Below are 25,478 nucleotides of genomic sequence, written 5' to 3'. Positions count from 1 at the left end.
CCCGGACGGCACTGCGCCGTCCGGGGCCGCCGGCGTTTCGCCACCGACCTTTCGGACCCGCGGTGTTGCCGTGTGCGCCTAGACTCCGGTCCATGCCAGTCACTCCCCGCGCGGCACGTCAGGCGGCCACCCTCAGCCTGGTGTTCGGCGTGGTCCTGCTGGCCGGTGCCGCCACCGGCGCCTGGGGCGAGCCGGGCGCGGCGGCCCGGCCGCCGTCCCTGGACACCGCCCGGGCCGTCGCCGCGACCCCCGCGGCCGGCCAGGACCCGGCCGGGTCAGACCTCTCGCAGCAGCAGGCCGAGCACCTGATCGGGGCCACCGGCGACCGCTGGGGCGCGTACTACAGCGCCCAGGAGTACGCCGAGTTCACCCAGGGCCTGGGCGGCCGCTACCTCGGGGTCGGCCTGTCGGTCGGCCGTGCCGAGGACGGCGTCACCACCGTCTCCCGGGTGGAGCCCGGCGGCCCGGCCGCCGTCGCCGGGATCGCGGCCGGTGACCGGCTGCTGCGGATCGGCGAGGACGAGGCGGACCGGCTGCCGGTCACCGACGTGGTCGCCCGGCTGCGCGGGCGCGAGGGCGCCGAGCGGCAGGCCGGCTCGGAGGTGGTCCTGGCGGTGCGGCGCGAGGAGGGCGAGGTCCGCGAGGTCCGGCTCCGCCGGGCGCTGCTGGACAGCCAGCCGGTGAGCGCCGAGCACCTGGCGGGCGGTGCCGTGCGGATCGCCGTGCGGGCCTTCACCTCCGGCGTGGCCGAGCAGGTGCGGGCCGCCGCCCGCGGCGCCCGGGCCGGGGTGGTGCTGGACCTGCGCGGCAACTCCGGCGGGCTGGTCGAGGAGGCCGCCGGCACCGCCGGGGTCTTCCTGGACGGCGGCCCGGTCGGCTCGTACCAGGACCGCGGCGGCACCCGCGAGCTGACCGCCCCGCCCGGCGGCGACCAGCGCACCCCGCTGGTGGTGCTGGTCGACGGCGGCACGATGAGCGCCGCCGAGCTGCTCACCGGCGCGCTCCAGGACCGCGGCCGGGCCGTGGTGGTCGGCGCCCGCACCTTCGGCAAGGGCACCGTGCAGCAGCCCAGCCGGCTCGCCGACGGCGCGGTGCTGGAGCTGACCGTCGGCCGCTACTACACCCCGGCGGGCCGCTCCCCGGAGGGCACCGGACTGGCCCCGGACGTCCCGGCGGGCGCCGCCGAGGACGCCGCCGCGCTCGCCCTGCGGGTCCTCGACGGCCTCGGGACCCACGCGTAAAGGGGCTGCTCGGAACCGGGCCGGGGTGCGAGAATGACCGCGCTATGGCAAAGGAAACCGGACACAAGCTGATCGCGCAGAACAAGAAGGCGCGGCACGAGTACACCATCCTCGACACCTACGAGTGCGGCATCGTGCTCACCGGCACCGAGGTCAAGTCACTGCGGGAGGGTCGGGCCAACCTGGTCGACGGCTACGCCTACATCCAGAACCACGAGGCGTGGATCGACAACGTCTTCATCCCCGAGTACACCCAGGGGACGTGGACCAACCACGCCGCGCGGCGCAAGCGCAAGCTGCTCCTGCACCGGATGGAGATCAGCAAGATCGAGACGAAGGTGCGCGACGCCGGGCACACCCTCGTCCCGCTCTCGCTGTACTTCAAGGACGGCCGGGTGAAGCTGGAGATCGCGCTCGCCGTCGGCAAGAAGCTGTACGACAAGCGGCAGACGCTGCGCGAGAAGCAGGACACCCGCGAGACCGCCCGCGCCGTGGCGGCCGCCCGCCGCCGGCAGGGCCAGTGACCGGGGCCGGCGACCGGGGCCGGTGACCGGGGCCGGGGCCGGCGCCGCGCCCCGGAGTTAATCGGCTGGACCCTCGCAGGTCGCCTCGCGTAGCATGGGGCCCAGCACCACGGACGGTCACCGTCCGCGTTGTTTCTCAAAAAAACATGGGGATGATCGGTTTCGACAGGGGATGTTGAAACAGGGGAAGCGAGCCGAGGAACGCGGCAATGATCTCGTTAACCACGTGTCGCAAAAAAATAATCGCCAACTCTAAGAGCGATTCCCAGCAGTTCGCTCTCGCTGCCTAATAAGCACCGATAGCGCTTGGGTGTCAGACCGGGGAGTTCCCGACCCGGACCCTGGCATAATCTAGGGAACTCAACCGTCCGCCCGGGCTGCGGGGGTGGATGGGAAATCAAACAGCAGCTGGGCCTGTTGGCGGCTTGTCCGCGTGACTGCCAGGGCCGAGAAACTCACAGCGGACTGCGCTCGGAGAAGCCCTGAATTGACTCCACTGGACCCGGGTTCGATTCCCGGCATCTCCACCACCCCATGTTCACAGTGAAGGCCGTCCACCGCGTTGCGGAGGGCGGCCTTCACGTTTGCGCGGGTCGGGGCGTAGGATCGTTCGTCCGCTCGTTTCCCGGAGCGGGATTCCGCCGCAACCACCGAGGCCATGCAGAGCAACACGGATACCCCCGCCACCGACCACGAGACCGTGCGCGAGCGCGAGATCGCCGGTGAGCAGCGCCACCTCGACACCGTCTACCACCGCCTGGAGGAGAAGCTCGCCGAGGCCGAGTACATCCTTGAGGACGCCGCCAAGCGCGTCCAGGTCGGGACCCCGGGCGCGCTGGCCGAGCGCGACGCCCAGGTGTACCGGGCCGGCGCCCACCTCCAGCGGCTCAACAACGAGTTCGAGGACTTCCTGTTCGGCCGGATCGACCTCCAGCGGGCCGACGCCCCGGAGGAGCACGGCATTCCCTCCGACACCCCGCTCGATCCGGCCGACCCGGCCGTCGCCGAGACCCTGCACATCGGCCGGCTCGGAGTGCTGGACGCCGAGTACGGCCCCCTGGTGATCGACTGGCGGGCCCCCGCCGCGGCACCGTTCTACCGCTCCACCCCGCTGGAGCCCGGCCGGGTCGTCCGGCGCCGGGTGATCCGCTCCAAGGGCCGCCGGGTGATCGGGGTCGAGGACGACCTGCTGCGTCCCGACCTCACCCCGACCCTGGACGGCGAGGAACTGGCGGTGGTCGGCGACGGCGCGCTGATGGCCTCCCTCGGCCGGGCCCGCAGCCACTCGATGCGCGACATCGTCTCCTCCATCCAGAAGGAGCAGGACGAGGTGATCCGCGCCGCCGCGGCCGGAGCCACCCTGGTCACCGGCGGCCCCGGCACCGGCAAGACCGCCGTCGCGCTGCACCGGGCCGCGTTCCTGCTCTACCAGGACCGCCGCCGGTACGCCGGCGGCATCCTGGTGGTCTCGCCGACCCCGCTGCTGGTCTCCTACACCGAGGGCGTGCTGCCCTCGCTCGGCGAGGAGGGCCAGGTCGCCGTCCGCGCGGTCGGCTCGCTGGTCGACGGCATCGAGGCCGGCACCTACGACACCCCGGAGGCGGCCCGGATCAAGGGCTCCGCCCGGATGGTCCAGCTGCTGCGCCGGGCCGCCCGGGCCGCGCTGGAGCTGGGCGCGCCCCAGGAGCTGAAGGTGGTCGCCCGCGGCGAGGTGCTGAAGCTGGACGCCGGCCGGCTCAGGGCGGTGCGCGGCAACGTCGTCGGCTCCGGCGGGACCCCGCTCAACCTGCTGCGCCCGCGGGCCCGCCGGCTGCTGCTGGACGCGCTCTGGCAGGAGGCCACCCGCCACCTGCCCAGGCCGGCCGACCACTACGCCCGCGAGCAGCGCCAGGAGGAGAAGGAGTCCTTCGACGACTACGTCTCCGACGAGGCGCCGTTCCTCGACTTCCTGGACGCCTGGTGGCCCGCGGTCACCCCGCGCCGGGTGCTCGGCACGCTGAAGCAGGCCCGGCACACCAACCGGATCGCCCGCCGCGCGGTCACCCCGGACGAGGCGAGGGTGCTGGCCGCGTCCTGGCGGCACCTGTCGGCGCGCGGCGAGGGCGCGCTGTCGGCGCACGACGTCGCGCTGGTGGACGAGCTGCAGCTGCTGCTCGGCGAGCCGGTCCGGCCGAAGGTCCGGGAGGTGGACGCGGTGGACCTGCTGAGCGGCCTGGAGGAGGTCACCACCTTCGCCGACCGCTCCGCCCGGCAGCGCGACCGGCTGCCCGTCGAGCGCACCGAGTACGCGCACGTCATCGTCGACGAGGCGCAGGACCTCACCCCGATGCAGTGGCGGATGATCGGCCGCCGGGCCCGGACCGCCACCTGGACCATCGTGGGCGACCCGGCGCAGTCCTCCTGGCCGTTCCCCGAGGAGGCGCGCTCGGCGCTGGACGAGGTGCTGTCCGGCAAGCCGCGCCGCCGCTTCACCCTCACCGTGAACTACCGCAACCCGGCCGAGATCGCCGAGGTGGCGGCGAAGGTGCTGGCGCTGGCCGCGCCGGGCACGCCGTCGCCGAGCGCGGTGCGGCACGTCGGTGTCGAGCCGCGGTTCGCGGCCGTGACCGACCCCTCGCCGGAGGCCTTCGGCCGGGCGGCCCGGGCCGAGCTGGAGCGGCTGCTGGACGAGGTGGACGGCACGGTGGCCGTGGTGGTGCCGATGGACCGGCGGGCCGAGGCGGCCGGCTGGGCCGCGGGACTGGGCGGTCGCGTGGTGCCGCTCGGCAGCCTGGAGGCCAAGGGTCTGGAGTACGACGCGACCGTGGTCGCCGACCCGACCGGGATCGCCGGGGAGTCGGAGGCGGGCCTGCGGGTGCTGTACGTGGCGCTCACCCGGGCCACCCAGCGGCTGACCGTGCTGTCCGGTCCGGACGACCTGCCGGACGCGGCGGGCGTGCCCGCGTTGCTGCGCGACTGACGGCCCGTACGGCCGGTCCGCCCGGGACCGGCCGTGCACCGTCACGGACCGCGACCGGCGGCCCGTCCGGGAAGGCCCCCGGACGGGGGCCGGGGCCGGGCAGCGCGAAGGCCCCTCACCCGGTGGGTGAGGGGCCTTCAGAAGCTACGACACCGACCCGCCATGCTCGCCTCGCGGCAAGTGGTCCCTCGAAGGGACGAAGGTTGGGCCCGGGGGCTTGGATCGAGCCGGTGTCCCGTCCAATGTAACGCATCGGGCGCCGGAGGCAAGAAGTTGTCGGGTCCGCACACTCAATGAACGTTATTTCTGCCTACGCCCCGTTTGGTGCGACGATCGAGGTCAAGCATGCGCAGGCGAGGCCTTCAACAGATTGTTGGACTCGCGGACGGACAGACGGAAGAAGGAAACGTCGATGGCGACGGTGCCCAGTGTCTCGAACTCGATCACGGTGCGGCTGGAGGTCCCGGCCCGGGGCAACGCCGTCAGCGCGATCACCACGGCGGTGGAGTCCTCCGGGGGCTCGGTGACCGGCCTCGACGTGACCGCCTCCGGGCTGGAGGCGCTGCGCATCGACGTGACGGTGGCCGCCGCCTCGGTGGCGCACGGCGAGGAGATCGTCGAGAAGCTGCGGGCGATCGACGGCGTCAGCATCGGCAAGGTCTCCGACCGGACCTTCCTGATGCACCTCGGCGGCAAGATCGAGATGTCCTCCAAGCTGCCGATCCGCAACCGTGACGACCTCTCGATGATCTACACCCCGGGTGTCGCCCGGGTCTGCCTGGCGATCGCCGAGAACCCCGAGGACGCCCGCCGCCTCACCATCAAGCGCAACAGCGTCGCCGTGGTCACCGACGGCTCCGCGGTGCTGGGCCTGGGCAACATCGGCCCGGCCGCCGCGCTGCCGGTCATGGAGGGCAAGGCGGCCCTGTTCAAGCGCTTCGCCGGCATCGACGCCTGGCCGATCTGCCTGGACACCCAGGACACCGACGAGATCGTGGCCATCGTCAAGGCGATCGCCCCGGGCTTCGCCGGCATCAACCTGGAGGACATCTCCGCGCCGCGCTGCTTCGAGATCGAGGCCCGGCTGCGCGAGGCCCTGGACATCCCGGTCTTCCACGACGACCAGCACGGCACCGCGATCGTGGTGCTGGCGGCGCTGATGAACGCGCTCAAGGTGGTGGGCAAGGAGATCGCCGACATCCGGGTGGTGATGTCGGGCGCCGGAGCGGCCGGCACCGCGATCCTCAAGCTGCTGATGGCGGCCGGCGTCGAGCACGCCACGGTGGCGGACGTGCGCGGCGTGGTCCACGAGGGCCGCGACGACCTCAACGACAGCCTGCGCTGGATCGCCGAGCACACCAACCGTTCCGGCCGCACCGGCAGCCTCAAGGAGGCGGTGGCCGGCGCCGACGTCTTCATCGGCGTCTCGGCCCCGAACGTGCTGGACGGCGACGACCTGGCCACCATGGCCGAGGACGCGATCGTCTTCGCGCTGGCCAACCCGGACCCGGAGGTCGACCCGGCGGTGGCCCGGCAGACCGCCGCGGTGGTCGCCACCGGCCGCAGCGACTTCCCGAACCAGATCAACAACGTGCTGGTCTTCCCGGGTGTCTTCCGCGGCCTGCTGGACGCCCAGAGCCGCACGGTCAACACCGAGATGATGATCGCCGCCGCCCGGGCGCTGGCCGCCACCGTCGGCGACGACGAGCGCAACCCGAACTACATCGTCCCCAGCGTGTTCCACAAGGACGTCGCCAAGACCGTCGCCGCCGCCGTCCGGGAGGCCGCGCTGGCCGCCGCGTCGGAGGAGCCCGCGCCGGCCCGTCCGACCCCGGGCATCGTCGGCACGCTCGACACCGCCTCCTTCCCGGCCGTGCGGCTCTGACGGCCGGTCGCACCGGAGGGTCCCCGCTCGGGGCCCGGCGTGACGCCTCCGCGACGGCGGGTCACGACGCGTCGCGGTTCGCTCAAATGTACGATTAAGGGTCGTACCCGCCCATTCCCGCCCCGAACCCTTGCGACACAAGGGCGAGGGGCGTGTTTGGGCTTGTCGGACCTAGGGCGTACGGTAGCCCTGCACGGGGCAGGCGTGTCCGACAAGTACGGAACGTCCCCCTGGTCCTCCGGCGCGTCGTCCCGACCGCCGCCCGCGCCCGGTCCGCCGGAGCCGACGGAGCGTCACACCTCCGGCGGGCGGGCGCCGTTCGGGTCGTGACGCCGGGGCCCGATTGGCATTCTCGGGGCCGGTCGGGGCAGGATTCGTATCCGGGCAGGCAGACGGGCCTTCGAGGGCCCGGAGCGCGGCACTGGGTGCGGACCCGGCCCGCGACCACAACGCATTGCCCTGCATGAGCACAGTGTGCGGACCTGCGGCCCATCCGGGTGCCCCCCGGTGGGAGCACCGATGGGCCCCCGCACACCGCAAGCGAACAGACCACAGGAGTACACATGAACCGCAGTGAGCTGGTGGCCGCGCTGTCCGAGCGCGCCGAGGTGACCCGCAAGGACGCCGACGCCGTTCTGGCCGCCTTCGCCGAGATCGTCGGCGAGGTCGTCGCCAAGGGCGACGAGAAGGTCACCATCCCCGGTTTCCTGACCTTCGAGCGCACCCACCGTGCCGCCCGCACCGCCCGCAACCCGCAGACCGGCGAGCCGATCCAGATCCCCGAGGGCTACAGCGCCAAGGTCAGCGCCGGCTCCAAGCTGAAGGAAGCCGCCAAGGGCGCCTGAACCACCCCTTGAACGCCCGGGAGGCCGGGTCCCCGCGAAGGGGACCCGGCCTCCTGCCGTTGCCGTGGGGCGGGCGCCCGGTCAGGCGCCGACCAGCTCCTCGCTGCCCCGCTCGCTCGGCAGCTCCACGTGGGCGCCGAGGTCGCGCAGCTTGTCCATGAAGTTCTCGTAGCCGCGGTTGATCAGGTCGATGCCGTGCACGGTCGAGGTGCCCTCGGCCGCCAGCGCCGCGATCAGGTACGAGAAGCCGCCGCGCAGGTCCGGGATGACCAGCTCGGAGCCGATCAGCTTGGACGGGCCGGAGACCACCGCGGAGTGCAGGAAGTTGCGGGCGCCGAAGCGGCACGGCGTCGCGCCCAGGCACTCGCGGTAGAGCTGGATGTGCGCGCCCATCTGGTTCAGCGCGCCGGTGAAGCCCAGCCGCGACTCGTACACCGTCTCGTGCACGATGGACAGGCCGGTCGCCTGGGTCAGCGCGACCACCAGCGGCTGCTGCCAGTCGGTCTGGAAGCCCGGGTGCACGTCGGTCTCCAGGGCGATCGCCTTGAGCTCGCCGCCCGGGTGCCAGAACCGGATGCCCTCGTCGTCCACCTCGAAGGCGCCGCCGACCTTCCGGAACGTGTTGAGGAAGGTCATCATCTCCAGCTGGCGGGCGCCGCGGACGTAGATGTCGCCCTTGGTGGCCAGCGCCGCGCACGCCCAGGAGGCCGACTCCAGCCGGTCCGGCAGCGCGCGGTGGTTGTAGCCGTTGAGCTCGTCGACACCGGTGATGAGGATGGTGCGGTCGGTGCCCAGCGTGATGATCGCACCCATCTTCTGCAGCACGCAGATCAGGTCGACGATCTCCGGCTCGATGGCGGCGTTGCGCAGCTCGGTGACGCCCTCGGCGAGCACCGCGGTGAGCAGCACCTGCTCGGTCGCGCCGACCGAGGGGTAGGGCAGCTCGATCTTGGTGCCGCGCAGCCGCTGCTGGGCGACCAGGTAGGTGCCCTGCGGGTGCTTCTCGATGGTGGCGCCGAACTGGCGGAGCACCTCGAAGTGGAAGTCGACCGGGCGCCCGCCGATGTCGCAGCCGCCGAGGCCGGGGATGAAGGCGTGGCCGAGCCGGTGCAGCAGCGGGCCGCAGAACAGGATCGGGATGCGCGAGGAGCCGGCGTGCGCGTCGATGTCGGCGACGTTGGCGCTCTCGACGTGCGAGGGGTCGAGGATCAGCTCGCCCTCCTCGTCGCCGGTCCGCACGGTGACGCCGTGCAGCTGGAGCAGCCCGCGGACCACCTTGACGTCGCGGATGTCCGGGACGTTGCGCAGTCTGCTGGGGCCCTGGCCGAGCAGGGCGGCGACCATGGCCTTGGGGACCAGGTTCTTCGCTCCGCGGACGCGGATCTCGCCTTCGAGCGGGTTTCCGCCGTGGACCAGCAGGACGTCGTCGGTCATCGTTCTCGCAATCCGGGGTGCCAGAGGAGTGGGTCGGGCTCGGTGACGAGCCATGCGGCGGAACGGTTGCACGGGCGCGTCGGGCCCCCGGTGTGACCGAGTCGGCACCGTGGACGGGCGTCCACCACGAGTAGATGGTAGTGCTCGTGCCGATGGTTCCCGTGAGCCTCTCCCGTGATCGTGCTCTCCCCGGGCCCGGCGGCGCGCGCCGGGTGCGTCCGTACGGGTGTTCGCGGCAGGGGTGCGACCGGTGTCCGGCCGGGAGGTGACGGGGGCCGGGGCGGCGGATGGCCGGTTCGCGACGGGCCGGTGGCCCGGGCGGGCCCCGCGCCGGTTCCCGGGTGTCCGCCGCCGGGGGTTCTGCGGGATCATGTGGGCATGACGGCGGCCCAATCGCACGGAGGCCGGTCCCACACCGGCCGTCTGCTCGTCGCGACGCCCGTGCTCACCGACCCGAACTTCGCGCGGGCGGTGGTGCTCCTCCTCGACCACGACGCCGAGGGGGCGCTCGGCGTGGTGCTGAACCGGCCGACCCCGGTCGAGGTCGGCCGGGTGCTGGACGGCTGGGGCGTCCTGGTGGGCCGGCCCGCGGTGGTCTTCCAGGGCGGACCGGTGGCCCTGGACTCGGCGCTCGGCCTGGCGGTGGCGCCGGGCGAGCCGGGCACCGGGGAGCCGCTCGGCTGGCGGCGGGTGCACGGTGCGATCGGCCTGGTGGACCTGGAGGCGCCGCCGGAGGTGCTGGCCGGCGAGCTGGGGGCGCTGCGGATCTTCGCCGGGTACGCGGGCTGGTCGCCGGGGCAGCTGGAGTCCGAGATCTCCGGCGGCGCCTGGTACCTGGTGGACTGCGAGCCCGGGGACATCTCCAGCCCCGAGCCGGAGCGGCTCTGGCGCGCGGTGCTGCGCCGCCAGCGCGGCCCGCTGGCGCTGCTCGCGAGCTACCCGGACGATCCGACGCTCAACTGAGCCGGGCGCGCAGTCGCGACACTGGCCCGGTTTCGCGGGGCGCCCATAGACTTGGCACCCATGAGCACTCTTGAGCCCGAGCGCGGCCTCGGCACCGGCACCCTGGTCGAGCCCGTCCCGCAGGTGTCCAACGGGGACGGCGACCACGAGCGCTTCGCGCACTACGTCCAGAAGGACAAGATCATGGAGAGCGCGCTCTCCGGATCCCCCGTGGTGGCGCTCTGCGGCAAGGTGTGGGTGCCCGGACGCGACCCGAAGAAGTACCCGGTCTGCCCGATGTGCAAGGAGATCTACGACGGCATCGGCAAGCCGCAGGGCGGCGACGACGACAAGTAGTCCGGCCCGCCGCACCACTTTTTGCACCACCGTTTTGCATTGCACGGCGTTTCCGGGGCGGTCTATGCCAGTGGTCGGAGCCGGGGGCAGGATGGCGCAATGGACCTCGTTCCCGCCCCCGTGAGCTCCGTCCGCCTGCCGGACCAGGACTTCCCCCTCGACCGGACGACCACCCTCACCGCACCGCCGGAGCTGGCCGGGGCCGAACGGTGGCTGCGTTCCTCGCTGACCGCCGCCACCGGCCTGCCGCTCGCCCCCGGCCGGGCCGGCGAGGGCGTCGAGCTGGTCCACGACACCGCGCTGGCCGCCGAGGCGTACCGGCTCTCGGTGCGCCCCGGCCACGCCGTGATCACCGCCGGCGGCCCGGCCGGCGCGCTCTGGGGCGCCCAGACGCTGCGCCGGCTGCTCGGCCCGGACGCCTACCGGCGCGCCCCGCTGCGCACCTCGGACTGGGTGCTGCCCGGCGTCGACGTCGAGGACGCGCCCCGGTTCGCCTGGCGCGGCGTGCTGCTCGACGTCGCCCGGCACTTCCTGCCCAAGTCCGACGTGCTGCGCTTCGTCGACCAGCTCTCCGCGCACAAGCTCAACGTGCTGCACCTGCACCTGACCGACGACCAGGGCTGGCGGGTGGAGATCAAGCGCTACCCGCGCCTCACCGAGGAGGCGTCCTGGCGCGAGCGCTCGATGGTCGGCTTCCGGGCCGGCAACCGCCGCGACGACCGCCCGCACGGCGGCTTCTACACCCAGGCGGACCTGCGCGAGATCATCGCCTACGCGGCCGAGCGGGGCGTCACCGTGGTGCCCGAGATCGACCTGCCGGGCCACACCCAGGCCGTCGTGGCCGCCTACCCCGAGCTGGGCAACACCGACGTGGTGGACACCGCGGCGCTCGGCGTGTGGACCGACTGGGGCGTCAGCCCGAACGTGCTCAACCCCTCCGAGGCCACCCTGCGCTTCTTCGAGGGGGTGCTGGAGGAAATCCTGGAACTCTTCCCGTCCGAGTTCATCCACCTCGGCGGCGACGAGTGCCCCAAGGAGCAGTGGAAGGAGAGCGCCGCCGCGCAGGCGCGGATCCGCGAGCTCGGCCTGGCCAACGAGGACGAGCTCCAGAGCCACATCATCCGGCACTTCGACGCCTGGCTGGCCGAGCGCGGCCGCCGGCTGATCGGCTGGGACGAGATCCTGGAGGGCGGCCTCGCCCCGGGCGCCGCCGTCTCCTCCTGGCGCGGCTACGCCGGCGGGGTCGCCGCGGCGCGGGCCGGGCACGACGTGGTGATGTGCCCCGAGCAGCACGTCTACCTGGACCACCGGCAGTCGGCCGGCGAGGACGAGCCGATCCCGGTCGGCTTCGTGCGCACCCTGGAGGACGTCTACCGGTTCGAGCCGGTCCCGGCCGAGCTGGAGGGGGCCGCGGCCGCCCGGGTGATCGGCACCCAGGCGAACCTGTGGAGCGAGTTCATGGACAGCGCCCGGGACATCGACTACCGGGCCTTCCCCCGGCTGGTGGCCTTCTCCGAGGTCGCCTGGTCCGCGCTGCCCGCCGACCCGGCCGCGCGCGACTTCGAGGGCTTCGAGCGGCGGGTCGCCGGTCACCTGGAGGTGCTGGACGCCCTGGGTGTCGAGTACCGCCCGGCCGCCGGTCCGCACCCGTGGCAGACCTGGCCCGGGGTGCAGGGCCGGCCGATCGAGGGGCCGCCGCCGGCGGTCTGACGGCCCCGGGGCGGGTGCCCCCGGGCGCGCGGGCGACGACGCGGGTGTGACGCACGGGAACTTCCGGGCGGTCGCCGGACGTCAAGAACAGATGAACATCTGCACCGGTCCGTATCGGACCGGTGCAGATTCCGCCCGGTTTCGGTTCCAATCGGGCAGCACCGTTCGCCCGCCCCGAAATGATCATCGAGCATTGTGTGCCAGAGTTGCCCAACCCGGCCCGATCGCCCGTACCCTACGGGCCAGGCCGGGCTGCCGGAGCGGACACCCGGCCGAGGGCCGCGGGCGGCAGGCGATCGATGAGCAAGTGGAGCACGGTGGGACCCAGGTGAACCGGACGATCATGCTGCCGGCCTCCCTCGACGAGGCCGTCGACGCGCTGGCCGCTCACCCGGCCGCGGTACCGGTGGCCGGCGCCACCGATCTGATGGAGGCCGTCAACGCCGGACGCCTCCGCCCCGCCGCCCTGGTCGGCCTCGGCCGGATCACCGAACTCCGCGGCTGGCGCTACGAGGACGGCGGCACCGCCGTCCTGGGCGCCGGGCTCACCCACGCCCGGATGGACCGGCCCGACTTCGCGGCCCTGATCCCGGCGCTCGCCGACGCCGCCCGCACCGCCGGACCGCCGCAGGTGCGCAACGTCGGCACCCTCGGCGGCAACATCGCCACCGCCGCCCCGGCCGGCGACACCCTCCCGGTGCTCGCCGCGCTGGAGGCCAGCGTCACCCTCGCCCGGGCCGGCGCCACCCGCGAGGTCCCGGTCAGCCACCTGCTCACCGGCCACGACCCGCTGCGCCCCGGCGAACTGCTGACCTGGGTGCGGGTCCCGCTGCTGCACGCCCCGCAGGTGTTCCTCAAGGCCACCGGCCGCAGCGGACCGGCCCGCGCGACCGCCTCGGTCGCCCTCGTCCTCGACCCCGCCCGGCGCGCGGTGCGCTGCGCCGTCGGCGCCGTCGCCCCGGTGCCGCTGCGCCCGCTGGAGGCCGAGGCCTGGGTGGCCGGCTGCATCGACTGGGACGGCTCGCGGGAGATCGACCCGGCCGCGACCGCCGCCTTCGGCGAGTACGTGGCCGCCGCCTGCGTCCCCGACGGCTACGGCGCGGAGGGCGCCTGGGAGGCCGTCACCGAGGGGCCGAGCGCGGCCGCCGTCCGTTTGCGGCGTACCGTAGCGGTGCTGGCCCGCCGGGCACTGGGAAGGGCGCTCAAGTGACCACAGACCACCCCATCGAGGCCCTGGACGCGGGGCTGCTCGACCACGTGCACGACCACGCGCCGCAGGTCGGCCGCGAGCTGCGGCCGACCACCTCGTACACCCTGCGGGTCAACGGTTTCGAACGGCCCGTCAGCGAGGCCTGGATCGGCGAGAGCCTGCTCTACGTGCTGCGCGAGCGGCTCGGTCTGGCCGGCGCCAAGGACGGCTGCGAGCAGGGCGAGTGCGGGGCCTGCTCGGTGCAGGTCGACGGTCAGCTGGTGGCCGGCTGCCTGGTCCCCGCCGCCCTGGCGCAGGACAGCGAGATCAACACCGTCGAGGGCCTGTCGGCCGGCGGCGGCGCCAGCGACGTCCAGCAGGCGCTGGCCGAGTCCGGCGCGGTGCAGTGCGGCTACTGCGTGCCCGGCCTGGCGATGGCCGTGCACGACCTGCTCCAGCGCAACCACCGGCCCACCGACGTCGAGGCGCGGCAGGCGCTCTGCGGCAACCTCTGCCGGTGCACCGGCTACCGGGGCGCGCTGGCCGCCGTGCAGGCCGTCGCGGACGCCCGCGCGGCGGAGTCCCCGGCGGCCGGGGAGACGGCCGCCGCGGAGGCCCCGGCGCCCGCCGCCCCCGCCCGGGCAGCGGCTACCGGACCCGCGCCGGCACCGGCCGCGGACCCGACGGACGCCGGCGCGGCCGCGGACCTGCCGCCGGTGTACACCGACGACGACGCCTGGACCGAGCACGTCCCGCAGCAGCCCGCCGGGCAGCCCGGCCCCGCGGCCGGCGGCACGGATGCGTCCTACGGCGTCCCCGACGGCCACGGCGGCTACGACAGCGGCGTGTACGACACCACCGTGCTGGCCCCGGTCCGGGACGTCCCCGGGCAGCAGACCGGCCCCGACGGGTCCACCGGGTTCTACCCCGCCCCGGGTCACCCGGGTCAGCAGCAGCCCTACCCCGGCGCCACCCCGGCCCACGGCACCTACCTGCCTGGCGCCGGGGGCTACCCCGACGCGAACGGCTACCCGCAGCAGAACGGCTACGACCCCGGCTCGGCCTACGACGGCCCGGTGTACGAGACCCCGGTCGCCGCGACCCCCGCGCACGGCACCCCCGTCCCGGGCTACGACGCCGCCGGCCACCCGCAGCCGGGCGGCCACGACGGCGGCACCCCCGCGCACGGCACGCCGTACGTCCCCGCACCTGCGCACGGCGGCCCGGCCGGGGGCAGCGCCCCGGCCGGCGTCCCGTACGGCGCCACCCCCGCCCACGGCATCCGGCTCCCCGAGGACGACCACGCATCATGACGTCGCCTACCGACATCGGCGCAGCACTCCAGCAGGACGGCGACGCGGGCGGCACGACGGAGCCGTTCGGGCTGGGCGGCTCCCCGCTGCGCAGCGACGCCCTGCCCAAGGCGCTCGGCATCTACCCGTACGCCGCCGACCTGTGGGCCGAGGGCCTGCTCTGGGGCGCGGTGCTGCGCTCGCCGCACCCGCACGCGCGGATCCGCGGCATCGACACCTCGGCCGCGCTGGCCGTGCCCGGCGTGCACGCGGTGGTCTCCGCCGCCGACCTGCCGGCCGGCCCGGACGGCCTGCCGGACGGCGCGCCGTCCGGACCGATCGTCTCCGACCGGCCGGTGCTGGCCGCCGACGTGGTCCGCCACCACGGCGAGCCGGTGGCCGCGGTCGCCGCCGACCACCCCGACACGGCCCGGCTCGCGCTCAACCTGATCGCCGTCGACTACGAGCCGCTGGAGGCCGTGACCGACCCGGAGCAGGCCTTCACCGCGCCGCCGCTGCACCCGGACGGCAACCTCTTCCGTCACCTGCCGCTGCGGGCCGGCGACCCGGAGGCGGCCGGCGAGATCGTGGTCGAGGGCCTGTACCAGGTGGGCCGGCAGGACCCGGCCCCGCTCGGTGCCGAGGCCGGCCTGGCCGTGCCGCGCCCGGACGGCGGGGTGGAGCTGCACCTGTCCTCCACCGACCCGCACGGCGACCGCGAGCGCACCGCCGCCTGCCTCGGCCTGGAGCCGGACCGGGTGCGGCTGGTGGTCACCGGCGTGCCCGGTGCCACCTCCGACCGCGAGGACCTCTCCTTCCAGGTCACCCTGGCGCTGCTGGCGCTGCGCACCGGCCGGCCGGTGAAGATGACGCTCACCCGCGAGGAGTCCTTCCACACCCACACCTCGCGGCACCCGGCGCTGCTGCGCTACCGCCACCACGCGGACGCCGAGGGCCGGCTGGTGAAGGTCGAGGCGCAGATCCTGCTGGACGGCGGCGCCTACGCGGACGTCTCGGCCGAGGCGCTGGCCGCGGCCACCGCCTTCTCGGTCGGCCCGTACAACTGCCCCAACGTCTTCGTGGACGCCTGGGCGGTGCGCACCAACAACCCGCCGGCCGGCCGGATGCGCGGCGAGGGCGCGCTGCAGGCGTGCTTCGCCTACGAGTCGCAGCTGGACCAGCTGGCCGCCCGGGTCGGTGTCGACCCGGTGGAGATCCGCCGCCGCAACGTGATGGCGACCGGCGACCCGCTGCCCACCGGACAGGCCGTCACCTGCCCCGCCCCGGTGGCCGCGCTGCTGGAGGCCGTGGCCGGGGAGCCGCTGCCGGCGCTGCCGGTGGACGACCCGGACGCCGAGTGGCTGCTGCCGGGCGGGCCCGGCGGCGCCGGTGACCCGGCCGCGGTGCGGCGCGGGATCGGCTACGCGCTGGGCATGGTGCACATGCTGGGCGCCGAGGGCGAGGACGAGGTCGCGACCGCGACGGTGCGGGTCAGCGGCGACCACGCCACGGTGATCTGCGCCGCGGTCGACGCCGGCCAGGGCTTCGCCACGCTGGCCCGGCAGATCGTGCAGACCGTGCTGGGCGTCGGCGAGGTGTACATCGCGCCGGCCGACAGCGACCAGTCGGTGGCCGGGCCGTCCGCCCGCGGCCGGCACACCTGGGTCTCCGGCGGCGCCGTCGAGCGGGCCGCGCTGATGGTCCGCCACCAGTTGCTCCAGCCGATCGCCGCCGACTTCGGGATGTCGGTCGAGCTGCTGCAGATCGCCGACGGCAAGATCACCTCGTACGACGGGGTGCTCGGCATGCCGGTGGCCGAGGCGCTGGAGGGCAAGGAGCTCTGGGCGACCGCGCAGTGCCGCCCGCACCCGACCGAGCCGCTGGACGAGTCCGGGCAGGGCGACGCCTTCGTCTCCATCGCGTTCTGCGCGATGCGCGCGGTGGTGGACGTGGACATCGAGCTGGGCGCGGTCCGGGTGGTCGAGGTGACGGTCGCCCAGGAGGTCGGCCGGGCGCTGAACCCGCGGCAGATCGAGGACCGGATCGAGGCGGGGGTGGCCCAGGGCGTCGGTCTGGCGCTGCTGGAGGAGCTGCGCACCGAGGACGGGGTGCTGCTCAACCCCTCGCTCACCGGCTACCGGCTGCCGACCGCGCTGGACACCCCGGAGGTCCGGATCGCCGCCCTGCTGGAGGAGCGCGACGTGGTGGCCCCGTTCGGGGCCAAGGCGGTCAGCGCGGTGCCCGCGGTGACCGCACCGGCGGCGGTGGCCGCGGCGGTCCGCGCCGCCACCGGCCTGCCGGTGGGCCGGCTGCCGATCCGGCCGGAGGACGCCGTCACCGGCTGAACGACGGCCGGGGAATTCGGCGGGAGCGCCCGCCGAATTCCCCCGAATTCCCCGGAAAATGCACGACGAATTGCCGGACGGCGCATTTCTGCACCGGCCGGCAATTCGCTTTCGGAGGCCATGACGGGAATCGAACCCGTGTACACCGCTTTGCAGGCGGTTCCCTGAACCACTCGGGCACACGGCCGTGGGGTGGAGCTGGTGGAGAGCTGGAACTGCGGGGGCGCCTCAGGCGCAGCGGCAGCAGCGACAGGCGCGACAACACCGGGGAGCGGTGGCGCAGGTGCGGGGCGCGGGGGCCGCCGTCTTCCTGTCCATGTCCGACTCCTGTCGTCGTTCGCCGTGTTGGTGAATTCAGTCTGGCGGAATGCCGGGCGGAACGTCAATATCCTTTTGTAAATTCTGTGTGGCGGGGGGTGTGCTACCTTCGGAGGCAGGTGGCCCCTGGCGGCCGCCCCGGACGAGCGCGTCGTACCCGGTGACGACAAGACGGCGCAGTGACAGCGGCAACCCGGCCGCTGCCGACTGCGGAGGTAGACCGTCATGGCTTGGCTCGTCCTGGTTCTCTCCGGCGTCCTGGAGACGGTGTGGGCGGTCGCCCTGGAATCGTCCAAGGGCTTCTCCCGGCTCGTCCCGACCCTGGTGTTCGGCGTGGCGCTGGCGCTCTCGATGGGCGGCCTGGCGTACGCGATGCGCTCGATCCCGATCGGCACCGGCTACGCGGTGTGGGTGGGCATCGGCGCGGTCGGCACCGCGCTCTACGGCATGGCGGCGCTGGGTGACGCGGCGACCGTGGCCCGGATCGGCTGCCTGCTGCTGATCGTCTCCGGCGTGGTGGGGCTCAAGGTCCTGCACTGACCCCGGTGACTCCGGTCCTAGGGCCGGGGGAGGAGGCCGGCCGCGACCATCGTCAGGGGTCATCCGGCCAGATGCGCCTTACGATCATACGTATGACCACAGCCTCCCCCGCCTCGGCCGACGCCCCTCCCGTTCCCATACCGACCGACCCCGGTGGCGGGGTGCTGGGCGACCGCTTCCGGGCCCTGACCCTGGGCATCGTCTCGGTGGTCCTGGTGATCGCCTTCGAGGCGACCGCCGTCAACACGGCGATGCCGGTGGCCGCCCGGGAGCTGGACGGGCTCGGGCTGTACGCCTTCGCCTTCTCCGGCTACTTCACCACCACGCTGTTCGCCCTCGTCGTCTCCGGCCAGTGGTGCGACCGCTCCGGCCCGCTCCGGCCGCTGTTCGCCGGGATCGCGGTCTTCGGGGCGGGTCTGCTGGTCGCGGGCGCGGCACCCGGGATGTGGATCTTCGTGGGCGGCCGGGCGATCCAGGGGCTGGGGGGCGGCCTGGTGATCGTCGCGCTGTACGTGGTGGTCGGCCGGGCCTACCCGGAGCGGTTGCGGCCGGCGGTGTTCGCGGCCTTCTCCTCGGCCTGGGTGCTGCCCTCGATCGTCGGTCCGGTGGTCGCCGGGGCGGTCACCCAGCACCTCGGCTGGCGCTGGGTCTTCCTCGCCGTGCCGGTGCTGATCCTGCTCCCGCTGGCGGTGATGGGCCCGGCGCTGCGCCGTTCCGAGAAGGAGCAGCCGGTGCTCCGGGGCGCGGCGTTCGACCGCCGCCGCACCGGGCTGGCCGCCATGGCCGCGCTCGGCGCCGGACTCCTGCAGTACGCGGGCCAGCGGCTGGACCTGCCGGGTCTGCTGCCGGCCGTCGCCGGGGCGGCGCTGCTGGTCCCGGCGGTGCTGGGGCTGCTGCCCGCCGGGACGCTGCGGGCCGGGCGCGGGCTGCCGACGGTGATCCTGCTGCGCGGGGTGGCGGCCGGGGCGTTCTTCGCGGCCGAGGCGTTCATCCCGCTGATGATGGTGACCGAGCGGGGCCTGTCGCCGACGCTCGCCGGCCTCACCCTGACCAGCGGCGGCCTGTCCTGGGCGCTGGGGTCCTGGCTGCAGGGCCGGCCGGGGGCGGAGCGCCACCGCACCCTGATGATCCGCGGCGGCTTCGTGCTGACCGCGGTGGCCATCGCGGGGGCGGCGCTGGTGCTGGTCCCGGCGGCGCCGGCCTGGGTGGCGGCGGTGGCCTGGGGCGTCGGCGGGTTCGGCATGGGCCTGACGGTCGCGAGCGTCAGCGTGCTGATGATGAAGCTGTCGACGCCGGAGGACGCCGGGGCCAACTCGGCCTCGCTCCAGGTGAGCGACGCGCTGGGCAACGTGCTGCTGGTGGGCCTGTCCGGGGTGCTGTTCGCGGCCCTGGGCGGCGGCTCGGTGGCCGCCGCCCACGAGGGCGGCGCGGGCACCGGTTCGACCGGCGCGTTCGCGGTGATCTTCCTGACCATGACCGGGGTCGCCCTGCTCGGCGCGCTGGTCTCGGGCCGGGTCCGCAGGACCGGCTGAGGGTCCCGGGTCAGCCGGTGGCGGGAGTGCCGAGGAAGGCCTCCCAGCCGCCGGCCGGGGCCTGGCCGGGGCCGAGGCCCTGCAGCTTGCGCAGCAGCGCCGGGTCCTGGACGTCCAGCCAGTCGACCAGCTGGCGGAAGGAGACCAGCCGGACCTCGGGCCGTCCGGCGATCGCCCTGATCACCTCCTCGACGGCGTTCATGTAGATGCCGCCGTTCCACTCCTCGAAGTGGTTGCCGATGACGAACGGCGCGCGGTTGGTGGTGTAGGCGCGTTCGAAGCCCATCAGGTACGCGTCCCGGGCCTGGGTCTGGTAGCCGGGCCGCAGCGCCGGGTCGACCCTGGTGTTGGTGCCGCACTGGTTGAACATGATGTTGTAGTCCATCGACAGCACCTGGAAGGTGTGCCCGGGGAAGGGGATGGACTGCAGCGGGAGGTCCCAGAGCGCGCCGCCCTGGACCTTCTGCGGCCAGGTCTGGGTGCCGTTGCCGCTGCTGTCGTAGCGCCAGCCGCGCGCGGCGGCGGTCGGCAGCAGGCTGCGCTGCCCTTCCAGGCAGGGTGTCCGGCTGCCGATGAGCTCCTTGCGGTAGTCGAAGGGCAGCGCGGGCAGATCGGTGAAGCCGGTGTTGGTCCGCCAGTTCATGACGAAGTCCATCGCCTGCCGGATCTCGCTGTCCCACTCCTCCGGGGACCACTTGCCGACACCGGTGGCGCCGCAGAAGTGGCCGTTGAAGTGGGTGCCGATCTCGTGGCCCTCCAGCCAGGCGGCGTGCAGGTTCTCCAGCGTGTCGTGGATGTGCTGGTCGGTGAGGTAGCCGATGTCGGAGGCGCCGACCTTGTGCTGCGGCGGGCGGTAGAGGTCCTTGCGGGACTCCGGCAGCAGGTAGAGGCCGCTGAGGAAGAAGGTCATCGAGGCGTCGTGCTCGCGGGCGAGCCGGCGGAAGCGCGCGAACAGCCCGTTGTCGAGCTCGCCGGCGCCGTCCCAGGAGAAGACCACGAACTGCGGCGGCCGCTGACCGGGCCGCAGCGCCTCCGCGGCGGGCTGGTGCGGCTGCGGGCCGGTGTCCGAGGTGGAGCCGTCGCCGATCAGGGTGACCGGGGGTTCGGCGGCCCCGGTCGGGACCGCCGGGCGGTCCTCCTCCGAGGTGGCCGGCACCGGGGCCGGGACGGTCGCCGGCCCGCCGTCCGGGCCGGTCCGGGCCGCGCAGCCCGCGGTGAGGGCGGCGGCGCCGGCGGCACCCGCGGCCAACAGGGTGCGGCGGGAGAGAGCGTCCATGGTCACTCCGTTCGAGGGGCGTGCGCGGGGGCGGGACACGGCAGGCGGACGCGGCCCGTCCGGGCGGACCGGAGCCCGGTCGGACAAGTGCGGTGATAGGCCTGTGAACGGGGTCAGCATGGCACGCGGTCGGGAACGGTCGTCGATTCACCACGAACGGTCGGAACTCATCGCCCGAAGGATGCAACCAGGAGGGCGTTCCTGAGTGTCCGATGAAGGGATCGTCCCGATTCCGGACGTCCGCCAGGTGACCGGAGTGTGGCATCGAGGTGACGTCTCACCCGCTCGGACCAGGCGGGGCCGCCCGTGCCCTGCCGAACGGGGGGAGTGGGTACGACCATCGTATGGATGTGGCATAGGGTCCGATCCGGTTGCATGGTTCTCAGAAACCTCCCAGGAACCGACAACCGGTCCGACGTCAGCAGAGGGGAGCGCCGGTGGGCGCCCAGCAGAGCAGGAGCCCGTGGCCGGGCACCGTGGCGGTAGGCGCCGCGCTCGTGCTGGGTGCGTGGCTGCTGAACGACGGCGGCCACGCCGTGCTCCCCCCGGCGCCCGGCACGGGGCAGGCCCTCACCGGCTTCGCCCCGGTCTCCGTGGTGCCGCCGCTCGGCCCGTCCCGGCCGACCAGGATCCGGATCCCCACCGTGGGACTGGACGCCCCGGTCACCGGCCTCGGGCTCGACGGTGCGGGCCGGCTCCAGACCCCGCCCGAGGAGGACCGCAACCTGGCCGGCTGGTACCGGGACGGCGCGGCCCCCGGCCAGCGCGGCACCGCGATCCTCGCCGGCCACGTCGACAACCACAGCGGCCCCGCGGTCTTCTACCATCTGGGCTCGCTGCACCGCGGCGACCGGATCGAGATCCTCCGCGAGGACGGCCGGACCGCCGTCTACCAGCTCTACGCCATCGAAGTGCACGACCGAAAGGACTTCCCGGACGACCGGGTGTACCGTCAGGCCGCCGACGCCCAGCTGCGGGTGATCACCTGCGGCGGCGGATACCGCGAGGACCGGGGTTACGACGGCAACGTCGTCGCCTACGGCTTCCTGGCCGACACCACCCGCCCGGGGAAGAACGTATGACCACCGTCTCTCTCGCCATGGCCTGGAACCCGATCGACTGGCCGCTCACCCACGGCCCGATCCCGTACGCCGTCCTCGCGGCCGGCTGGGGTTCCCTGTTCGTCCTCGCGCTGCTCGCCCGCAGCCGTACCTGGTGGCGCCGCCGGCTCCCGGCCGCCCTGCTCGCCGCCGCGGCGCTGAGCCTGCTCCTGGACGCCGTCGTCGACGGCTGGTGGCACCCGTTCCCGGAGGGCGTGCCCCGGTACGTCACCTGGTGGATCGCCGTCGCCCTGCTCGGGCTCAGCCTCGCCGGCTTCCGGATGCCCGGTGCCGCCCGGCGGCGCAAGCTGCTGGCCGTCGGGGCCGGGGCACTGGTGCTGCTGATGGCCTCCTCCCAGGTCAACCGCGGCTTCGGCCAGTACCCGACCGGGCGGATCATGCTGGCGCCCTGGCTCTCCGAGACCCAGGACCTCACCACCGACAAGGCCACCAGGACCGTCAGCCCGCCGCCCGGCAAGGTGCTGGAGGAGGTCTGGCAGGCCCCGCCCGGCCTCCCGGAGAAGGGCACCGTCTCGATCGTGCCGATCCCCGGCACCAAGTCCGGCTTCACCGCCCGCGACGCGTACGTCTACCTGCCGCCGGCCTACCAGGCCACCCCCCGGCCGCTGCTCCCGGTGGTGGTGCTCATCACCGGCCAGCCCGGCAACCCCGGGGACTGGGTGCTCGGCGGACAGGTCAACGAGGCCCTCGACGCCTTCGCCGCGGAGCACAACGGGCTGGCGCCGATCGTGGTGATGCCGGATCAGCTGGGCTCGATCTGGGCCAACACGCTGTGCTTCGACTCCAACATCGCCAACGTCCAGACCTACCTGGCGAAGGACGTCCCGGACTGGGTGCACAGCCACCTCCAGACGGCCAGGGGCCGGCAGTCCTGGTCGATCGGCGGCGCCTCGATGGGCGGCACCTGCGCCCTCCAGCTCGCCGTCAACGCGCCCGAGGTGTACGGGTCCTTCCTGGACATGGCCGGTCAGGAGGAGCCGACGCTGGGCACCCGTGAGCAGACCGTCAAGGAGGCCTTCGACGGTGACGAGTCGAAGTTCAACGCCGTCGACCCGGTACAGGTGATGGCCCGCAAGCAGTTCCCGGACACCGCCGCCGCGATCGTGGTCGGCCGCACCGACAACGAGTTCCGCCCGCAGCAGGAGAAGATCTTCGAGGCGGTCCGGGCCGCCGGGATGAAGGCGAAGTTCGATCTGATGGCGGGCGGCCACGGCTGGGTCATCTTCCGCCCCGGCATCGTCGAGCAACTTCCCTGGCTGGCCCAGCAGACCGGACTGATCCGGTGATCCGGCTCGGTGCCGCCCCGGCGCCGCTGCTCGGTGAACGCGGGCCCGGGCGGGGACACGGACGAGGGCGGGAGCGCGAGCGAGAACGCGAGCGGGAGCACGCTCCGGGCGGGGAGCGCCCGAGCCCGCGGGTCCCCGAGCAGCCGCGCGGCGGGCACTCCGCCCCGGAACCCGGCGCGCCCGCGCCGCGGCGCCCGCAGCGGATGGTGCGCGCCGCCGCCGGCTTCGGCAACCGGCTGGTCTCCCGGCTCGGCGAGGCCCCGCTGACCCTGGTGCTGCTGCTCGGCCTGTGGGCCGTCGGCGCCGCCACCGGCAGCCTCGCCCACGGCCCGTCCGACGCGCTGCTGGAGCGGATCGGCATCGGCGTGCCGACCCTCGGCGAGAACCGCTGGTGGACGCCGTTCAGCTCGCTGTTCTGGTGCTCCGGCGTCGGTGCCTACGTCTTCACCAGCCTGCTGCTGCTCCTGGTCGGCCCGGCCGCCGAGCGCCGGCTCGGCCCGCTGCGCACCGTCGGGGTGCTGGTCGCCGGGCAGTTGGTCGGCACCCTGGCCGGGGCCGGCGTGGTGGCGGCCGGCGCGCGGTTCGGCGAGCAGTGGACCGCCTCGGTCGTCGGCCAGACCGCGGTCGGCCCCGCCACCGGCCTGTTCGCGCTGGCCGGTGTGCTCGGCTACCGGCTCACCGTGCTGTGGCGCCGCCGGCTGCACCTGCTGGTGCTGCTGGTCCCGCTGGTGATGACGCTCTACGTGGGCCACCTGCAGAGCGTGCAGCGGTTCGCCGGCGCGCTGGCCGGCCTGGCCGCGGGCGCGCTGCTCACCCGGCGCCGCCCGCACCTGCGCTCGCACCGCTCCTCGCACACCGAGACCCGGGTGCTGGTGGCGCTCTGCCTGGTCGCCGCCGCGCTCGGACCGATGATCGCCTCGCTGTACGACAACGCGACCGGCCCGTTCAACACCTTCTCCGAGATCTACCTCTCGCACCGGCTCACCCCGGAGGAGGTCGCCGACTTCTGCGCGTCCTCCGCGCGGGACTGCGCCCGGGCCCACGCCGTCGAGCGGATCTTCGACACCCCGGCCCGGCTGATGGCCACCCTGTTCCCGGCCCTGCTGCTGGTGCTGGCCGAGGGCCTGCGCCGCGGTCTGCGGCTCGCCTGGCGGATCACCGTCGCCACCGAGCTGCTCTGGACCGTCATGCTGCTCTGGCTGTTCAAGGAGACCGGGACCCGCGCGGGCGGCGTCCTCCAGTACTTCGTCGAGGCGCTCCTCCTTCCGCTGCTCACCGGCGCCTTGCTGCTGGCCACCCGCAAGCGCTTCCCGCTGCGGCTGCCGCGGGCGGTGCTCGGCCGGCTGGCCGCGGTGGTCGGCGGCGCGCTGCTGCTGGCGAGCGCCGCGTACACCGGGCTGGGCGTGCTGGTCGCCGGGCAGTTCGAGCCGGGCGCGACCTTCCGCGGGCTGGTCGCGGGCCTGCCCGCGCAGTTCCTGCCGCCGGCCTACAACGACCTGCTGCCGGACTACCCGATCGCGGTCGGGCCGTTCGCCCGCGTCCTGGAGACCTACTGCGGGCTCGCCTTCTGGGTGGTCGCCCTGGTGGCGGTGCTGGTGGCCTTCCGCCGGCCCGTGGTGCACGTCGACGCCGAGGCGGCCGCCCGGGCCCGCGCCCTGCTGGTCGAGCACGGGGGCGGCACGCTCTCCTTCATCACCACCTGGGACGGCAACCACTACTGGTTCGACGAGGAGGGCCGGGCGGCCGTCGCCTACCGGGTCCTCAACACCGTGGCCCTGACCACCGGCGACCCGTTCGGCGAACCGGAGGCGCGCACCCGCGCGGTGGCCGGGTTCGCCCGGTACTGCGACGCGCGCGGCTGGACGCCCTGCTTCTACAGCGTCACCCCGGAGACCCGGGCCGCCGCCGGACAGCTCGGCTGGCGCTCCCTGCAGGTCGCCGAGGACACCGTGGTCGCGCTGCCGGACCTCGCCTTCACCGGCCGCAAGTGGCAGGACATCCGCACCGCGCTCAACAAGGCCGGAAAGCAGGGCATCACCGCCGAGTGGTGGTCGTACCACGAGGCGCCGCTGGCACTGAAGGAGCAGATCCGGGCCATCTCCGAGGAGTGGGTCTCGGAGAAGGGGCTGCCCGAGATGGGCTTCACCCTCGGCGGCCTGGAGGAGCTGGACGACCCGGCGGTGCGGCTGCTGGTCGCCGTCGACGCCGACCGCGAGGTGCACGGCCTGACCAGCTGGATGCCGGTCTACGAGAACGGCGAGACGGTCGGCTGGACGCTGGACTTCATGCGGCGCAGCTCGGACGGCTTCCGTGGGGTCACCGAGTTCCTGATCGCCTCCGCGGCGCTGGGCTTCAAGCAGGAGGGCGCCCGCTTCCTCTCGCTCTCGGGCGCGCCGCTGGCCCGCTCGGAGAAGGAGCCGCCGACCGGACTGCAGAAGACCCTGGACTGGCTGGGCCGGGTGCTGGAGCCGGTGTACGGCTTCCGCTCCCTGCTCGCCTTCAAGGCGAAGTTCCAGCCGGAGTACCGGCCGATGTACATGGCCTACCCGGACCCCGCGGCGCTGGCCAGCATCACCCGGGCGATCGGCAAGGCGTACCTGCCGCACCTCACGCCGGCGCAGGGCGTCCGGCTGATGCGCAAGCTGTCGTCGTAGCCGCCGGCGGCCCGGGCCCGGCCCCGGG

At 74.0% G+C, this 25,478-nt stretch carries 18 protein-coding genes, 1 tRNA gene, 1 other RNA gene and 1 riboswitch; of the genes, 17 read left to right on the top strand and 3 right to left on the bottom strand.

The genetic code is table 11. The annotated features are described in order from the left end of the window. Positions 1–92: 92 nt before the first annotated feature. The 6 genes from ACFCX4_RS17550 to ACFCX4_RS17525 all read left to right on the top strand — a co-directional run bounded on the left by ACFCX4_RS17550 (position 93) and on the right by ACFCX4_RS17525 (position 7,454). Positions 93–1,241, top strand: a complete 1,149-nt coding sequence (locus ACFCX4_RS17550) for a S41 family peptidase (RefSeq protein ID WP_376143310.1) — start codon at positions 93–95, stop codon at positions 1,239–1,241. A gap of 44 nt (positions 1,242–1,285) precedes the next feature. Then, positions 1,286–1,765: an SsrA-binding protein SmpB gene (gene smpB / locus ACFCX4_RS17545; protein ID WP_376143308.1), complete on the top strand. Its 480-nt coding sequence runs from the start codon at positions 1,286–1,288 to the stop codon at positions 1,763–1,765. Between the two features lie 148 nt (positions 1,766–1,913). Beyond that, positions 1,914–2,295: a transfer-messenger RNA gene (gene ssrA / locus ACFCX4_RS17540) on the top strand. A gap of 128 nt (positions 2,296–2,423) precedes the next feature. Then, positions 2,424–4,724: a HelD family protein gene (locus ACFCX4_RS17535; RefSeq protein WP_376143306.1), complete on the top strand. Its 2,301-nt coding sequence runs from the start codon at positions 2,424–2,426 to the stop codon at positions 4,722–4,724. Between the two features lie 412 nt (positions 4,725–5,136). Then, complete coding sequence (locus tag ACFCX4_RS17530; RefSeq protein WP_376143304.1) at positions 5,137–6,609, top strand: NAD-dependent malic enzyme; 1,473 nt, start codon at positions 5,137–5,139, stop codon at positions 6,607–6,609. A gap of 563 nt (positions 6,610–7,172) precedes the next feature. After that, positions 7,173–7,454, top strand: coding sequence for an HU family DNA-binding protein (locus ACFCX4_RS17525; protein WP_030308200.1), 282 nt, complete (start codon positions 7,173–7,175; stop codon positions 7,452–7,454). 81 nt (positions 7,455–7,535) lie between these two features. On the opposite strand, the gene murA is transcribed toward ACFCX4_RS17525, so the two are convergent. Continuing rightward, positions 7,536–8,888 (bottom strand): UDP-N-acetylglucosamine 1-carboxyvinyltransferase, encoded by a 1,353-nt coding sequence (murA, locus tag ACFCX4_RS17520; protein ID WP_376143302.1) that lies wholly within the window; start codon positions 8,886–8,888, stop codon positions 7,536–7,538. Between the two features lie 378 nt (positions 8,889–9,266). Between murA and ACFCX4_RS17515 the strand changes: the two genes are divergently transcribed. The 6 genes from ACFCX4_RS17515 to ACFCX4_RS17490 all read left to right on the top strand — a co-directional run bounded on the left by ACFCX4_RS17515 (position 9,267) and on the right by ACFCX4_RS17490 (position 16,723). Then, positions 9,267–9,851 carry a YqgE/AlgH family protein gene (locus tag ACFCX4_RS17515; RefSeq protein ID WP_376143300.1) on the top strand — a complete coding sequence of 195 codons (585 nt, stop codon included), beginning with the start codon at positions 9,267–9,269 and terminating at the stop codon, positions 9,849–9,851. A gap of 60 nt (positions 9,852–9,911) precedes the next feature. After that, positions 9,912–10,187 (top strand): DUF3039 domain-containing protein, encoded by a 276-nt coding sequence (locus ACFCX4_RS17510; protein ID WP_329929182.1) that lies wholly within the window; start codon positions 9,912–9,914, stop codon positions 10,185–10,187. A 99-nt stretch (positions 10,188–10,286) separates the two neighbouring features. Beyond that, entirely contained in the window at positions 10,287–11,897 is a 1,611-nt protein-coding gene (locus ACFCX4_RS17505) for a beta-N-acetylhexosaminidase (RefSeq protein WP_376143297.1), read from the top strand. Positions 11,898–12,240: 343 nt separating this feature from the next. Continuing rightward, complete coding sequence (locus tag ACFCX4_RS17500; RefSeq protein WP_376143312.1) at positions 12,241–13,107, top strand: FAD binding domain-containing protein; 867 nt, start codon at positions 12,241–12,243, stop codon at positions 13,105–13,107. Further along, a complete protein-coding gene (locus ACFCX4_RS17495) occupies positions 13,104–14,399 on the top strand; it encodes a 2Fe-2S iron-sulfur cluster-binding protein (RefSeq protein WP_376143295.1) in 1,296 nt (431 codons plus the stop codon). The genes ACFCX4_RS17500 and ACFCX4_RS17495 overlap by 4 nt, the downstream gene beginning before the upstream one ends. Beyond that, positions 14,396–16,723: a xanthine dehydrogenase family protein molybdopterin-binding subunit gene (locus ACFCX4_RS17490; protein WP_376143293.1), complete on the top strand. Its 2,328-nt coding sequence runs from the start codon at positions 14,396–14,398 to the stop codon at positions 16,721–16,723. Before ACFCX4_RS17495 ends, ACFCX4_RS17490 begins: the two co-directional genes overlap by 4 nt. Before the next feature lie 115 nt (positions 16,724–16,838). Here ACFCX4_RS17490 and ACFCX4_RS17485 read toward each other — a convergent pair. After that, positions 16,839–16,910, bottom strand: a tRNA-Cys gene (locus ACFCX4_RS17485). A 246-nt stretch (positions 16,911–17,156) separates the two neighbouring features. Continuing rightward, a riboswitch (guanidine-III (ykkC-III) riboswitch) is annotated at positions 17,157–17,222 on the top strand. A 44-nt stretch (positions 17,223–17,266) separates the two neighbouring features. Here ACFCX4_RS17485 and ACFCX4_RS17480 point away from each other — a divergent pair. Further along, complete coding sequence (locus tag ACFCX4_RS17480; protein WP_376143291.1) at positions 17,267–17,581, top strand: DMT family transporter; 315 nt, start codon at positions 17,267–17,269, stop codon at positions 17,579–17,581. A 92-nt stretch (positions 17,582–17,673) separates the two neighbouring features. Next, complete coding sequence (locus tag ACFCX4_RS17475; protein ID WP_376143289.1) at positions 17,674–19,113, top strand: MFS transporter; 1,440 nt, start codon at positions 17,674–17,676, stop codon at positions 19,111–19,113. 10 nt (positions 19,114–19,123) lie between these two features. Here ACFCX4_RS17475 and ACFCX4_RS17470 read toward each other — a convergent pair whose 3' ends face one another. After that, positions 19,124–20,389 carry a hypothetical protein gene (locus tag ACFCX4_RS17470; protein WP_376143287.1) on the bottom strand — a complete coding sequence of 422 codons (1,266 nt, stop codon included), beginning with the start codon at positions 20,387–20,389 and terminating at the stop codon, positions 19,124–19,126. Positions 20,390–20,826: 437 nt separating this feature from the next. Between ACFCX4_RS17470 and ACFCX4_RS17465 the strand changes: the two genes are divergently transcribed. The 3 genes from ACFCX4_RS17465 (at position 20,827) to ACFCX4_RS17455 (ending at position 25,450) form a co-directional block, all read left to right on the top strand. Beyond that, positions 20,827–21,471, top strand: a complete 645-nt coding sequence (locus ACFCX4_RS17465; protein WP_376143285.1) for a class F sortase — start codon at positions 20,827–20,829, stop codon at positions 21,469–21,471. Continuing rightward, positions 21,468–22,796: an alpha/beta hydrolase gene (locus tag ACFCX4_RS17460; protein ID WP_376143283.1), complete on the top strand. Its 1,329-nt coding sequence runs from the start codon at positions 21,468–21,470 to the stop codon at positions 22,794–22,796. The genes ACFCX4_RS17465 and ACFCX4_RS17460 overlap by 4 nt, the downstream gene beginning before the upstream one ends. Before the next feature lie 203 nt (positions 22,797–22,999). Continuing rightward, entirely contained in the window at positions 23,000–25,450 is a 2,451-nt protein-coding gene (locus ACFCX4_RS17455; protein WP_376143281.1) for a bifunctional lysylphosphatidylglycerol flippase/synthetase MprF, read from the top strand. Positions 25,451–25,478: the final 28 nt, after the last annotated feature.

Origin of the sequence: Kitasatospora sp. NPDC056327 (assembly GCF_042261735.1) — a bacterium.
GTDB lineage: Bacteria > Actinomycetota > Actinomycetes > Streptomycetales > Streptomycetaceae > Kitasatospora.
Note: the sequence above shows the minus strand (reverse complement) of the source record. Positions and strands in the feature narration are given on the sequence as shown.